Annotated in this window: 12 protein-coding genes; 4 read left to right on the top strand and 8 right to left on the bottom strand. The window is 71.9% G+C overall.

Annotated features, from left to right (window positions below):
• Positions 1–78: 78 nt before the first annotated feature.
• The 4 genes from ACQP1N_RS29260 to ACQP1N_RS29275 form a co-directional block, all read right to left on the bottom strand.
• On the bottom strand, positions 79–273 hold the full coding sequence (locus ACQP1N_RS29260) for a DUF397 domain-containing protein (RefSeq protein ID WP_433227689.1): 195 nt from the start codon (positions 271–273) through the stop codon (positions 79–81).
• A 458-nt stretch (positions 274–731) separates the two neighbouring features.
• Entirely contained in the window at positions 732–1169 is a 438-nt protein-coding gene (locus ACQP1N_RS29265) for a GNAT family N-acetyltransferase (protein ID WP_207394051.1), read from the bottom strand.
• Positions 1170–1174: 5 nt separating this feature from the next.
• Positions 1175–3757 (bottom strand): phosphoenolpyruvate carboxylase, encoded by a 2583-nt coding sequence (locus ACQP1N_RS29270; RefSeq protein WP_433232846.1) that lies wholly within the window; start codon positions 3755–3757, stop codon positions 1175–1177.
• A 181-nt stretch (positions 3758–3938) separates the two neighbouring features.
• Entirely contained in the window at positions 3939–5111 is a 1173-nt protein-coding gene (locus ACQP1N_RS29275; RefSeq protein WP_131732643.1) for an RNA-guided endonuclease InsQ/TnpB family protein, read from the bottom strand.
• A 52-nt stretch (positions 5112–5163) separates the two neighbouring features.
• Here ACQP1N_RS29275 and ACQP1N_RS29280 point away from each other — a divergent pair, with 52 nt between their 5' ends.
• The 4 genes from ACQP1N_RS29280 (at position 5164) to ACQP1N_RS29295 (ending at position 8505) form a co-directional block, all read left to right on the top strand.
• Positions 5164–5349, top strand: coding sequence for a type II toxin-antitoxin system Phd/YefM family antitoxin (locus tag ACQP1N_RS29280; RefSeq protein WP_067806556.1), 186 nt, complete (start codon positions 5164–5166; stop codon positions 5347–5349).
• An 83-nt stretch (positions 5350–5432) separates the two neighbouring features.
• On the top strand, positions 5433–7025 hold the full coding sequence (locus tag ACQP1N_RS29285) for an acyl-CoA carboxylase subunit beta (protein ID WP_433227690.1): 1593 nt from the start codon (positions 5433–5435) through the stop codon (positions 7023–7025).
• An 85-nt stretch (positions 7026–7110) separates the two neighbouring features.
• Positions 7111–7353, top strand: coding sequence for an acyl-CoA carboxylase subunit epsilon (locus ACQP1N_RS29290; RefSeq protein WP_067806553.1), 243 nt, complete (start codon positions 7111–7113; stop codon positions 7351–7353).
• Between the two features lie 93 nt (positions 7354–7446).
• Positions 7447–8505, top strand: coding sequence for an NYN domain-containing protein (locus ACQP1N_RS29295; RefSeq protein WP_067806551.1), 1059 nt, complete (start codon positions 7447–7449; stop codon positions 8503–8505).
• A gap of 51 nt (positions 8506–8556) precedes the next feature.
• Here the strand turns inward: ACQP1N_RS29295 and ACQP1N_RS29300 are convergent, their stop codons facing one another.
• Genes ACQP1N_RS29300 through ACQP1N_RS29315 form a run of 4 tightly spaced genes read right to left on the bottom strand, consistent with a single transcriptional unit; the run spans position 8557 to position 12968 of the window.
• Complete coding sequence (locus tag ACQP1N_RS29300; RefSeq protein WP_242608822.1) at positions 8557–11622, bottom strand: bacterial transcriptional activator domain-containing protein; 3066 nt, start codon at positions 11620–11622, stop codon at positions 8557–8559.
• A 25-nt stretch (positions 11623–11647) separates the two neighbouring features.
• Entirely contained in the window at positions 11648–12073 is a 426-nt protein-coding gene (locus tag ACQP1N_RS29305) for a TadE/TadG family type IV pilus assembly protein (RefSeq protein ID WP_242608823.1), read from the bottom strand.
• Positions 12070–12522, bottom strand: coding sequence for a TadE family protein (locus ACQP1N_RS29310; RefSeq protein ID WP_242608824.1), 453 nt, complete (start codon positions 12520–12522; stop codon positions 12070–12072). Before ACQP1N_RS29310 ends, ACQP1N_RS29305 begins: the two co-directional genes overlap by 4 nt.
• Positions 12519–12968: a TadE family protein gene (locus tag ACQP1N_RS29315; protein ID WP_131732644.1), complete on the bottom strand. Its 450-nt coding sequence runs from the start codon at positions 12966–12968 to the stop codon at positions 12519–12521. The genes ACQP1N_RS29310 and ACQP1N_RS29315 overlap by 4 nt, the downstream gene beginning before the upstream one ends.
• Positions 12969–12971 lie beyond the last annotated feature (3 nt).

The raw sequence follows: 12971 nt of genomic DNA on the forward strand, positions 1-12971 counted from the left end.
ATTTATGTGACCAAGAAGGGTCGTACGGCCGCCCGGGGAATTATACCGGCCGCACGACCCTTTGGCTTATTTTGGCGGTTAACTCAGATCATACTTGCCACACTTAATCTCCGTGAAGAATGCAGCTACTTCCAAGATACTGAAACGCTGTTGAGGTCCATCGGGATTTTTGCTGTCACGCATGGCTATCTCATCTGGAATGCGTGCAACCTCTACGCAGTTTTCTCCATTCGCGGTAGTGCGTGACGCCTTGCGCCACTTCATTTCATCCATTGCCCTGCGACCCTCCGAATAAGCTCTACGGTCTCGTTCTGCCTAAGAGCGTCTGCTCTGAATAGTTCAAACATCCTGCGTAATGCCGCGATATCTTCGGGGCGCTCTATTACCTCCCCACTGATAGCACCATCGGGAAGGGCGTCGGTCCACGTCCCGCCCCACACAGCCACAGGGAGCCGGGGAGCCACCCCCCAGTTCTGGCCAGGCCGCACCTGACTCACCGCGACTCACGCAGGACGTAAGCACAGTTCAGAGGCCACATGACATAGCCTGGAGGCCGGCCTGGACCTGGAGGAGAACGCCTGGCGCACTGCGGCCCCCTCCGCCGACCGCCGCGAGGGCATCGCCGCCTTCAACGAAAAGCGCAAACCCAACTGGCCCTCCTGACCCGTCTCCCCGCTGCGGGCGCTTCAGGGTCTTGGCCGGGTGTGTCGGTGCTTCGGGGGCGGTCTCGTCTACGGGAGGGGCTTCGCCATGTGGACGGCGTGGCGGCCGTCGATGTCCTCGCGGCCGGTTTCGTGGTAGCCGAGGGACTCGTAGAGGGCGATGTTGCTGGTCATCAGCTCGTTCGTGTAGAGGCGCAGGCGCGGGAGGGCGAGCGAGCGGGCGTGCTCCTCGGCGAAGGACAGCAGGGCGCGGCCGATGCCCCGGCCGTGGAGGTCCGGGGCGACCGCGACGTTCTCCACGAGCAGGACGCCGTCCTCGGGGATGAGGACGATCAGCCCGTCCGGGCCGCCGCCGGTCACGAACACCTGGCCGGCACGGATCAGGGTGGCGTAGTCGGCGTCCATCGGGATCGGGCGGGTGCCGATGATCCGGGCCCAGGGCGTGTAGGCCGCTTCGACGATCTCTTCTATGCGCGGCCGGTCGGCTTCCGCGGCGAGTCTGGTCAATTTCCTCATCCCGTGTTCTGGAGGCCGGCGGCGACGCCGTTGACGGAGAGCAGGAGCAAGTCTTCCAGGTGGGCTCGTTCGTCGTCGTTCTCCACACCTGCCCGCAGCGCTTTCAGGGCTCGTAGTTGCAGGTGGGAGAGGGCGTCCACGTAGGGGTTGCGTAGTTCGACCGCGCGGGACAGGACCCTGCGGTTCTCCAGGAGGCGTTCGTGGCCGGTCACCGCGAGGACGAGGCGGCGGGTGCGGTCGTACTCGGACAGGACCGCCTCGGAGAGGTCGGGACGCTCGCCCAGCGCCAGATAGCGCTCGGCGATCGCCCGGTCGGACTTGGCGAGGCTCATCTCGGCGTTGTCGAGCAGGGTGTTGAACAGCGGCCAGGCCTCGTAGGCCTCGCGGAGTTCGGCGAGGTCGCGGCCGTCGTCGCAGACGGCGGCGAGGCCGCTGCCCAGGCCGTACCAGCCGGGGAGGTTGACGCGGGTCTGCGTCCAGGCGAACACCCAGGGGATGGCGCGCAGGTCCGCCAGGCCGCGGGCGGCCCTGCGGCGGGCCGGGCGGGAGCCGATGCGCAGTTCGGAGATCTCCTCCAGCGGGCTGACCCGGGCGAACCAGGCGGCGAAGTCCTCGGTCTCGATCAGGCCGCGGAAGGCGGCCTTGGCCGCTTCGCTGATCTTGTCGGCGAGCGGGCGGAACCGGGTGGCGGCCGCGCGGGCGCGGTCCTGGACGGGGTCGGTCGAGGCCAGCAGGACGGCGCTGGTGACCTGCTCGACATGGCGGCGCGCGATCTCGCGCCGGCCGTAGCGGGCGAAGATGACCTCGCCCTGCTCGGTGACCTTGAAGCGGCCCGCGACCGAACCGGGCGCCTGGGCGAGGATGGCGCGGTTGGCCGGGCCGCCGCCGCGGCCGAGGGAGCCGCCGCGGCCGTGGAACAGCGTCAGCCTGATCTCGTGCCGGGCCGCCCACGCGGCGAGGGCCTCCTGGGTGTCGTAGAGGCGGAGGGTCGCGCTGGTCGGGCCGAGCTGCTTGGCGGAGTCGGAGTAGCCGAGCATGACCTCCAGGCGGCGCCCGGTGTCGTCCAGGCGGCGGCGGACGGCGGGGATCCGCAGCATCCCGTCCAGGACGGCCGGGGCGCGTTCCAGGTCCTCGCCGGTCTCGAAGAGGGGGATCACGTCCAGGACGGGGGCGCCCTCGCCGAGGGACTCGGCCAGGGCGTGCACGTTCGCGATGTCGCCGGCGGAGCGGGTGAAGGAGACGATGTAGCGGTGGCAGGCGCGGACGCCGAAGCGCCGCTGGATCCAGGCCACCACGCGGAGGGTTTCCAGGATCTCCTCGGTCATCTCCGAGAGCGCGCCGCCCGAGCGCACCTCCTCCAGTGCCTTCTCGTGCAGCTCGGAGTGCTGGCGGATCTCCAGCTCGGCGAGGTGGAAGCCGAACGTCTCGACCTGCCAGACGAGCTGCTGGACGCGCCCGTAGGCCTGCCGGACGGCGCCCGCGGCGGCGAGGGAGTCCTGGACGGTGCGCAGGTCGGCGAGCAGCTCGTCCGGGGAGGCGTAGGCGAGGTCGGCGTCGCGTTCGCGGGTCGCGGCGATGCGGGCGGCGGCGTGCAGCAGGAACTGGCGGTGCTGCTCGCCGGGCGACCGCTTGGCGATCTCCCGGACCAGCGACGGGTGGGCGGTGCGGGCGGCGGCGAGGGCGCCCAGCAGCTCCTCCGACGCGGGGGTGGTCGCCTCGTGCACGGTCAGCTCCCGGCCGATGCGGCCGCAGGCGTTCTCCAGGGCGCGCAGCACATGGTCCGCCTGGATCACGACGGTGTCGCGGGTGACCTGCGCGGTGACGTAGGGGTTGCCGTCGCGGTCGCCGCCGATCCAGCTGCCGAAGCGCAGGTAGGGGCGGGCCTTGGGCGGACGGGTGCCGTCGCCGTCCAGCGCGCGGTCGAGGGACCGGTAGATCCGCGGAACGACCCGGAAGATCGTCTCGTCGAACGCGGCCATCGCGGTGCGGACCTCGTCCAGCGGGTCCATCTGGGCGTGGCGGCGCAGCGCCGTCCGCCAGAGGAGGTCGATCTCCTCGCGGAGGGTGCGCTCGGTCTCCTCCCGCTCGGACGCGCCGGGACTCTCGTTCAGGTGCGCCAGCAGGTCGCTGATCCGCTGGATGGCGGTGACGACGGCGCGGCGGCGCGCCTCGGTCGGGTGCGCGGTGAAGACGGGGCGGAACTCCAGGCCCTCGATGATCCCGTCGAGCCGCCCGTCGCCGGACGCGCGGATCTCCTCGATCGCGGCGGCGACGGTGCCGGGGACGGTGCCGCCGGTGTCACGTTCCCGCAGCGTCCGGATGCGGTGGTGCTCCTCCGCCAGGTTCGTCAGGTGGAAGTAGACGGTGAAGGCGCGGGCGACCTGCCCGGCACGTTCCAGCGTCCAGCCGTCGACGAGGGCGGCGACCTCCTCGATGCCCGCCTCGCCGCGGCGGGCCGCGATCACCGCGTGGCGGAGCCGCTCGACATCGTCCAGCAGCCCCTTCCCGCCGTACTCCACAAGGGAGTCGCCGAGCATGGCGCCCAGCAGCCGCACGTCGCGGCGCAGGGGTTCGGGCATGTCCTGACGAAAGGTGTCACGCGTCTTCGTAGCCACCTGTCCAAGCGTAACGAGCCGTGACAAGGCGGAGTCCATCCCGTTGGCGTCCTCTCCCGCCTGAAGGCGGGAGATTCCCTCCCTGGCGTCCGCTGAGGCGGCTCGCCTTGAGTCGGGTTCCTGGTTCACCGGGCCGTGCCTTCCGCTAGGCGGAGGGTCTTACCGGCCCTCCGCAGGCGTTTGGGGTCTCCGCCCGCCCGGCGGCGACCATGTGTTGTGCTTCGGCTCGGATGTTGCGGGCCGCGTTGATGTCCCGGTCGTGGACGGTGCCGCAATCCCGGCAGGTCCACGTGCGGACCGCCAGTGGCTTGGGCCCGTCCCGCGACCCGCAGGCCGAGCACAACTGCGAGGACGGGAACATGCGATCGATCCGCTGGAAGACGCGCCCGTACCGGGCGGCCTTGTACTCCAGCATGTTCACGAACGCCGACCAGCCCGCATCGTGCACCGACTTCGCCAGCCGGGTACGGGCCAGGCCGTTCACGCACAGGTCCTCGACGTACACCGCTTGGTTCTCGCGGATCAGGGCCGTGGACAGCTTGTGGTGATGGTCCCGCCGCGCATCGGCGACCCGAGCGTGCGCACGGGCCACCTTCACGACGGCCTTCTCGCGGTTGCCCGAACCCCTGGCCTTTCGGCTCAGGTTCTGCTGTGCCCTGCGAAGTTTCCGCTCGGCGCGGCGCAGGAACTTCGGCGCGGTGACCTTGCGGCCATCCGACAAGACCGCGAAATGCGTCAACCCCAGATCGATGCCGACCTCGCCCGTCGTGTCCGGCAGCGGCTCGTCGGACGTCTGGACGACGAACGAGGCGAAGTACCGGCCCGCCGCGTCCTTGACGATCGTTACCGATGACGGATCGGACGGCAGTCCCCGGGACCAGCGCACCCGGACATCGCCGATCCTGGCGATGTTCAACCTGCCGTCCGGTCGCAGCCGGAACCCGTTACGGGTGAGGCGGATCGTCTGCCGGTTGTCCTTGCGGGACCGGAACCGAGGCGGGGCGACGTTGCGGCCTTTGCGCTCACCCGACAGCGAGGCGAAGAAGTTGCGGTAGGCGGTGTGCAGATCGGCGAGCGCCTGCACCAGGACGACCGAGGAGACCTCGGCGAGCCATGCCCGCTCCGGTGTCCGCTTCGCAGTGGTGATGACCTGTTTTTGAAGGTCGGTGTCCCTGATGTGCGGCAGCCCGGCCGCGTGGGCCTCCCGCCGGATGCGCAACCCATCGTTGAACACCGTCCGGGCGCACCCGAACGCGCGGGCCAGCGCCATGCGCTGACCCGGCGTCGGGTCGAGACGGAAGTTGTATCTGAGCTGCACAGTACTCATAGTACCTCTGGTACTCAAGGTACTCATAGGTACGATCGGCCTCGTGAGTACCGAACGCATCGCCACCAACGACTTGCGCGCCCATCTCGGCCGCCGTATCGACGAAGCCCACTTCCGCGGCGATCATCTGATCGTCGAGAAGAACGGCGAACCTCGCGCGGTGCTCGTCCCCTACAAGTGGTGGCAGGAAAAGCAGGCTGCGGCCGAACCCGGGCTCACCCCGCCCTGAAGGACCCGGGCCTGCACCCTCTACGCCCGGTCACCGGTACCCGGCCGCACCCCTCGGGTCAGCGTCCGGTTACCCTGACCGGCATGGCGACGGAAGCCCCTGAACCCCCGGTGGAGTACGACGTCCACACCACGGCGGGAAAGATCGCGGACCTGGAGCGGCGCCGGCACGAGGCGGTGCACGCCGGCTCGGCACGCGCGGTGGAAAAGCAGCACGCCAAGGGCAAGATGACGGCCCGGGAGCGGATCGACGCGCTGCTCGACCCCGGCTCGTTCGTCGAGTTCGACGAGCTGGCGCGGCACCGCTCCACCAACTTCGGGATGGAGAGGAACCGCCCGTACGGCGACGGGGTCGTCACCGGGTACGGGACGGTGGACGGACGCCCGGTCGCGGTGTTCAGCCAGGACTTCACGGTCTCCGGCGGCTCCCTCGGCGAGGTCTTCGGCGAGAAGATCTGCAAGGTGATGGACCACGCGGTCAAGACGGGCTGCCCGGTGATCGGCATCAACGACTCCGGCGGCGCGCGGATCCAGGAGGGCGTGGTCGCGCTCGGTCTGTACGCGGAGATCTTCAAGCGGAACGTGCACGCCTCCGGGGTGATCCCGCAGATCTCGCTGGTCATGGGGCCGTGCGCGGGCGGCGCCGTGTACTCGCCGGCGATCACCGACTTCATCGTCATGGTCGACCAGAGCTCCCACATGTTCATCACCGGGCCGGACGTGATCAAGACGGTGACCGGTGAAGAGGTCACGATGGAGGAGCTGGGCGGGGCGCACTCGCACAACTCCAGGTCCGGCGTCGCCCACTACCAGGGGTCGGACGAGGACGACGCGATCGAGTACGTCAAGGCGCTGCTGTCCTACCTTCCGTCCAACAACCTGTCCGACGCGCCCGCGTTCGACGTCCCCGTGGACGTGACGGAGCTGGACGCGGAACTCGACACCCTCATCCCCGACTCGCCGAACCAGCCGTACGACATGCACGTCGCGATCGAGCGCGTACTGGACGACGGCGAGTTCCTGGAGGTCCAGGAGCAGTTCGCGCCCAACATCATCATCGGGTTCGGGCGGGTCGAGGGCCATTCGGTGGGCGTCGTCGCGAACCAGCCGATGCAGTTCGCCGGGACGCTCGACATCGACGCGTCCGAGAAGGCCGCCCGGTTCGTCCGGACCTGCGACGCCTTCAACATCCCGGTGCTGACGTTCGTGGACGTCCCCGGCTTCCTGCCCGGCACCGACCAGGAGTGGAACGGCATCATCCGGCGCGGCGCGAAGCTGCTGTTCGCCTACGCCGAGGCGACCGTCCCGCTCGTCACGGTCATCACCCGGAAGGCGTACGGCGGCGCCTACGACGTCATGGGGTCCAAGCACCTCGGCGCCGACATCAACCTGGCGTGGCCGACCGCGCAGATCGCGGTGATGGGCGCGCAGGGCGCCGTCAACATCCTGCACCGGCGCGAGCTGGCCACGGCGGACGACCCGGACGCCCGCCGCGCCGAGCTGATCACCGAGTACGAGGACACGCTCGCCAACCCCTACATTGCGGCGGAGCGCGGCTACGTCGACAACGTGATCAAGCCGTCCGAGACGCGCGGCCAGGTGGTGCGGGCGCTGCGGGCACTGCGTGAGAAGCGCAAGACGCTGCCGCCCAAGAAGCATGGGAACATCCCACTGTGACCGCCTTTCGGGTGAGTCCCGGGAGTCCAGGGGTTTCCGCCCCTCGAAGGGACTCTGGCCCCGACACTCCCAGGAGGTCAGGTTCGTGAGCGCTGAGCAGAAGCCCTTCCTGCAGATCGTCCGGGGCGACCCGGGGCCGGAGGAGATCGCGGCGCTGGTCGCCGTGCTGACCGCCCGCGCCCGGGCCGCGACCGCGGCCCGGGACGGCGCTGACCAGGCTCGTCCGTCCCGCTGGGCGGACCGGTCCAGGCTCGTGCGCACCGCGTTCGCGGGCGACCTCGGGCCGCGCGGGCCGGGCGCCTGGCGGGCCAGCGCCCTGCCCCGCTGACCTGCGTGCGAGCCCCCCGCCGGGCCGCCAGAAGCGACATGTAACGGTCGTTCGCTCCCAGTGGGGGGCTCCGCACGAATAAGGTGGAAGGCCATGGCCACCTCGGAGTACGTTCCCCAGCCCGCGCGATACGCGATCTTCGTCGACGCGGGGTACCTCTACGCGGCCTCCGGGGCCCTGCTTCTCGGCTGCGGTTCCCGGCGCGAGTACCGGGTCGCCGCGGAGAAGCTGATCAAGGCGCTGACCGATCACGCCGACGAGCAGCGGCGCGGTGAACTGCTGCGGGTGTACTGGTTCGACGCCGCGCCGAAGCGGCAGCCGACGGTCGACCAGCGCGTCATCGCGAACCTGCCGCTGGTGAAGCTGCGCCTCGGCAACCTGAACGCGCAGGGCCAGCAGAAGGGCGTGGACGCGCAGCTGCGCGCCGACCTGGAGGCCCTCGCCCGGCACCGCGCGATCACCGACGCGGTGCTGCTGGCCGGCGACGAGGACATGCTGCCCGCCGTGGAGGCCGCGCAGCGCTACGGCGTCCGCGTGCACCTGTGGGGGGTCGAGCCCACGCACGGCTCCAACCAGGCCGAATGGCTGGTGTGGGAGTCCGACACGGTCGAGGTGCTGCCCGCCGAGTTCCTGCGCCCGTACTTCACCAAGGCCAAGGCGCTGCCGGTGCCCGCACCGGGCAGCGCCGCCGCCGTCCGGGACGCCGCGGCCGCCGCGCAGCGCGCGAACCCCGTCCCGTCGCCGTCCCAGGTGTTCGCGGGCAAAGCGCCGTCGGTCAAGCCGGTGCCCGCCGCCGTCCGCGCGACCGTCCCGGTGCCGGGCGGGGCGACGCCCGCCACGGTGGCCGCGTCGATGAACTCCGCCACCGCGTCCCCGGCCGACGGAAAGCTCGGCCCCGACCGCGACCACATGCTGGAGATCGGCGAGCACGTCGCACAGAAGTGGATCTTCGAGCGGGGCCGGGACAACATCCGCGACCTGCTGCCCGGCCCGATCCTGCCGCCCGTCATCGACAAGGAGCTGCTGATCGAGGCGGAGAAGGAGCTCGGCGGCTCCCTGCGCCCCTACCAGGAGGCCCGCACCTGGCTGCGGGACGGCTTCTGGGAACGCGTCTACCGCGAGTTCGGCATCGGCATCGGCACGTCCGACTGATCCGCGCCGGCGACTGATCCGCGCCGGCCACGGCGGCACCGGCCGGCACCGCTAGCGCGACCCGACCCGGTGCCAGTCGGGGAGAAGCTCCTCCACCAGTGCCTCCGTCTCGGGCTGTAGCTGGTCCAGGAACCGGTCGCGGGCGGCGCGGGAGCGGAGTTCGTCCACGACCACGCGCACCTGGGCGACGTCGCCCGTCGCGTGGGTCGCGCGGAGCAGGTCGCGCCACAGGCCCTCGTCCTCGGGCGCGAGCCGCAGCCCGGCCCGCGCCGCGCCGACCGCGCCGTGCGCGTCGCCCTCGTCCAGCCGCAGCACGACGAGCCGGTGCGCGACGTCGATGACCCGCGCGGTCGCCTCGTACTCCAGCTCGTGGTCGGCGAGCCACGCGTACCGGCCGCGCGGCCGGCCGGCGAGCAGCGGGCCGCGCACCAGGTCCAGCGCGTACGCCATGTAGGCGGTCTCGGACGCGGGCTCGGCCGCCGACCGCCACACCAGCCAGCGGAACACGGCGATGTCGACCCGCACCTGCGAGCCGAGCCTGATCCGGCCGCGTTCGTCGTAGTACAGGTTGGGGCGGCCCCGCCCGTCCCGGCCGAGCCAGTCCGACACGCGAGCCACGCACGCGTCCCGGACCCCGGCGCTGACGCCGCGCGGCCAGACCGCACCGGACAGCACCGTCGGGTGGACGCCCTCCGGGTGCACGGCGAGGAACACCAGCAGCTCGGTGCAGAGTTCGCGGCGGCTCTCGTCCATCGGGCCGGGCGCCTCGACCTCGATCGGGCCGAGCAGCCGGACCTCCACCGACGACTGCTGCGCGGTCGGCGGCTCCGCGCCGCCCGCCAGGTCGGGCAGCGGCACGGAGTCGAGCCGCCCGGCCCCCCGGAACAGTTCGAACACGCCGCGGTAGTCGTCGTCCGCGACGAGCTGCGCCGCGACGTCGAAACCGAGCACGCCGGCCCGGAGGCGGCCGCCGGCGTCGACGTCCCACGTCCAGGTGGCCCCTTGGACTTCGCCGGGGACGATATAGCCGGCGGCCATCCGGGTTCCGGTGCGGGCGAGCGCGACGAGCCGGTCGGCCTCGTCGTCCTGCGGCTGGTCCGCCATGATCAGGTAATGCGGCATCCACGCCTCGCCGAACACGCCGCGGCAGCGTCCGGTGAGGACGGAGTCGACACCGGACGCGGCGAGCGCCTGCCGCACCTCCTCGCTGCGTCCCTCCAGCTCGGGCAGCGCGTCCCGCAGTGTCGGGACGCACCGGACCCGGTCGGGCGCGATCTCCCTGAGCCCCTCGCCCAGCTCCGCGTCGAACCCGACGAGCGTGATCCGCATGTGGTCGGACCAGCGGTTGGTCGCCAGCTCCAGCGCGATCGCCGACAGCGCCGCCCGGCGGACGTCCGCGGGGCCGCGCAGCGCGATCAGCCCGTGCGCGGCCTCCAGATCGACGAGGATACGGCCGTGGTCGTTCGTCCCGATGGACACCAGGCCCGGGTAGGGGGCGAGGACGTCGTCGAGGCCGGACGCCTCCAGCATGGGCAGCGCGTCGGCGCGCAGCCGCCACACCTGACCGTCGTCGAACGCCTGCCAGGGCGCGGGCGGGTTGCGGTCGGCGGGCGCGATCCACAGGTCGAGGCTGCCGCGCCCGAGATGCACCCCGTAGACGGTCGGCAGCGCCCGGCCGCCCGCCGCCATCGACTTCGACATGTGCCGCAGGCCGAGGTCGAGCAGCTTCACCGCGTCGTCGTCGGCGCCGATGCGCAGCGCCCGCTCCGTCTCGGCCGCCTCCCCCTCCGGCCGGACGACCATGTGCCCGAACGCGCGATTCCACAGCTGGGTGCGCCGGCGCCGGCCGAGCGCGCCGAGCAGCCCGGCGGTGAGCAGCGACGCGGCGGCGAGGCCCTGCGGCCAGCCGAGGTCGAACTTCGCGCCGGTCTCCTGGTACCGCGGCGCGTCCTCGCCGGGGACCTCCGCGCCGTCGTGCGCGGGCGGATGCGCGGGCTCGGACTCCTGCGGCGGCGCACTCTGCTCGGGCGCCGAGCTCTGCTCAGGTGCCGGGCTCTGCTCGGGTGCGGAGCTCTGTTCAGGCGCCGGGCTGTGCTCGGGCGCCGGGCTGTGCTCGGGTGCCGGGCTCTGCGATACGGACGGCTCCGGTGAGGCCGGCGGCGCCTGCGATGCCGGGGGTTGTGATGCCGGTGGTTGCGTCGGCTCCTGCGGCTTCGGGTCAGGGTCGGGTTGCGGCGCGGGCCGCTGCGGCTCGTCCGGGACGGCGTGCCCGTACCGGAAGTAGTCGGGCAGGTCCTTGGCGGGGATGACCTTCGCGCCCTTCGCGTCCGCCGGCATCTCCAGGATCCAGCCCGGACGGATCAGGCTCGCGATCGTCAGACGCGTCCCGTCCGGCTGGACGTGGTTCTTGTTGAGCGCGTAGATCTCCTTGTAGCGGCGGCCCTCGCCGAGACACTTCTCGGCGATCTCCCAGAGGCTCTCGTGGTGGCGCCCCTCCGGCGGCTGCACCCGGTAGATCTTCGTGGTGGCGGTCTTCTCCACCGGGGCCTCGGCCGTCTGCGCGGCGGCCCGGTCGGCGGCCGCCGGCTGCTCCGGCGCGGCCGGGACGCGGTGGAACTCCTGCGACTGCGGCTCCATCCGCACCGGCGGACGCTGCGCCAGCCCGCCGCCCGAGAACGCGGGCATGATCGCGGTCGTGGCGGTGAACAGCAGCAGCGCGGCCACGACGAGCCGGTGGACGAGCGACTGCGTCCCGCCCGCGAGCGGTACCCGCGCGGGCACGCCGACACCGCGGATCCCCGCGTACACCTCGACGACCACGCACGCGGCGAGCTGCAGCCAGGCGAGCCACACCAGCGCCACCAGGATCGCCATCAGCGAGCCCGGCCCCACCTTGTGCGTGAGGTCGGACATGGACGGCACATGGCCGGGCAGCGGCGACCCGAACACCGTCAGCAGCGCGAACGGGACACCGGCCATCAGCGCGGCCAGCGCGACGACCGCGCCGATCCCCGCCACGACATCGCCCGCACTGCGGCGCCCGTTCACCCGGACGGGCTTCCTCTGCCCCTGCCGCGTCACCATCGTGCCCCTGCCGTTTCCCCGGACGTCGCCCACATCGTCACTCTGTTCTCGCGTTCGCTCACGGACCGTCACCTCCCGTGACGGGACGGGCGGTCGCGGAGGAGGTCAGCTGGAACTCGCCGAACCCGGGGATGATCCCGAGGAACTGCGGCCGCACGCCGATCCGCACCGAGACCGCGACCTCCTGCTCGTTGGCGTCGCACCGGGACGCGGTGACCTGGTCGCGGTAGGCGGCCAGCAGGTCGCACGCCGCCGCGCGGGCCCGGCCGGGATCGAGGACGGGCTTGCCGGTCTCGCGGAGGGCGTCGGTGTCGATCTGGTTCGCGCCCGCCCGCGCCGCCTGCTCGGCCATGTCCGCGGCGCGCTGCCGGGCGTGGATGGCGAGGCCGCCGTCCACCAGGAGCCCGGCCAGCAGGAACACGACCGGCGTGAACAGCACCGTGTACATCGCGATCGTGCCGCGGTCTCCGCGTCCGGCGGTCATGGCGCTTCTCCCGGGGTGTCCGTCCCGCGGTCGGTGAAGGTGTCGATGGGCGCGATCGCGTGGCCGCGCAGGCGTTTGCTGCCGGGCAGGCCGATGAACGCGAGGTCGCCGAGGTCGACGTCGCAGGTGACCGTCACGCCGACGCGCCCTCCCGGGGCCCAGCCGGACACGTCCGTCTGGACGCTGGGACCGCCCGAGCACCACACGGTGCCGCGCATCCCCGCGGCGGCGGTGTCGGCGGCGAGGCTCTGCGCGGACGCGGCGCTCCGCGCGATCGACGCGGCGCGGGCGGCGTCGCGGGCGGCCCCGTCCACCTGGCTTTTGGCGTCCACCATCCGGCCCGCGCCCGCGAGGAACAGCAGGAACGCGATGAAGATGGGCGTGACCAGCACCATCTCCAGCGACATCGAGCCCCGCTCGCGCATGCGCGGGGCACCGCGCTCTCTCACGGGGCGGCTCCCCGCTGGCAGGCGGTGCCCGCGCCGACGTCGGGACGGAAGCACTCGATCGGCCCCTGTGACCGCTGCGACACGTGGAACGTCAGGAACGGGACGACCTGGACCGCCTCGCCGCTGACCTCCACCCACCGTTCGTCGTTCTGCTCGCCCGCCCGGACCTGGAGGCCGCCCAGCAGGTCCGGGCCGATCTCGCGGACGGACCCGGCGGCCTTCGCGGTCGCCGCGTCCTGCCAGCCGCCGCCGACCGGCGACGTCCGCGCGACGCGGGCGCCCGCCTGCGCCGCCGCGAGCGCGACATGCCGGGCGTGGAACACCATGGCGAACTGCACGACGACGAGCATCACCAGGATGAGGATCGGCGTGAGCAGCGCCCACTCCATCGACGACGCGCCGGCATCGGACCGCAGGAGGGACGCCGCTCGTTCCCGGGGCGCCATCGC

The sequence above is a fragment of the Actinomadura formosensis genome, assembly GCF_050948385.1.
Classification (GTDB): Bacteria; Actinomycetota; Actinomycetes; order Streptosporangiales; family Streptosporangiaceae; genus Spirillospora; species Spirillospora formosensis.

What these genes read in the sequence shown, in the direction of transcription:
- ACQP1N_RS29270 (WP_433232846.1), bottom strand. Translation starts at nt 3,757, where the DNA reads ATGCCCGAACCCCTGCGCCGCGACGTGCGGCTGCTGGGCGCCATGCTC.
- ACQP1N_RS29285 (WP_433227690.1), top strand. Translation starts at nt 5,433, where the DNA reads ATGGCGACGGAAGCCCCTGAACCCCCGGTGGAGTACGACGTCCACACC.
- ACQP1N_RS29260 (WP_433227689.1), bottom strand. Translation starts at nt 273, where the DNA reads ATGGATGAAATGAAGTGGCGCAAGGCGTCACGCACTACCGCGAATGGA.
- ACQP1N_RS29315 (WP_131732644.1), bottom strand. Translation starts at nt 12,968, where the DNA reads ATGGCGCCCCGGGAACGAGCGGCGTCCCTCCTGCGGTCCGATGCCGGC.
- ACQP1N_RS29295 (WP_067806551.1), top strand. Translation starts at nt 7,447, where the DNA reads ATGGCCACCTCGGAGTACGTTCCCCAGCCCGCGCGATACGCGATCTTC.
- ACQP1N_RS29305 (WP_242608823.1), bottom strand. Translation starts at nt 12,073, where the DNA reads ATGACCGCCGGACGCGGAGACCGCGGCACGATCGCGATGTACACGGTG.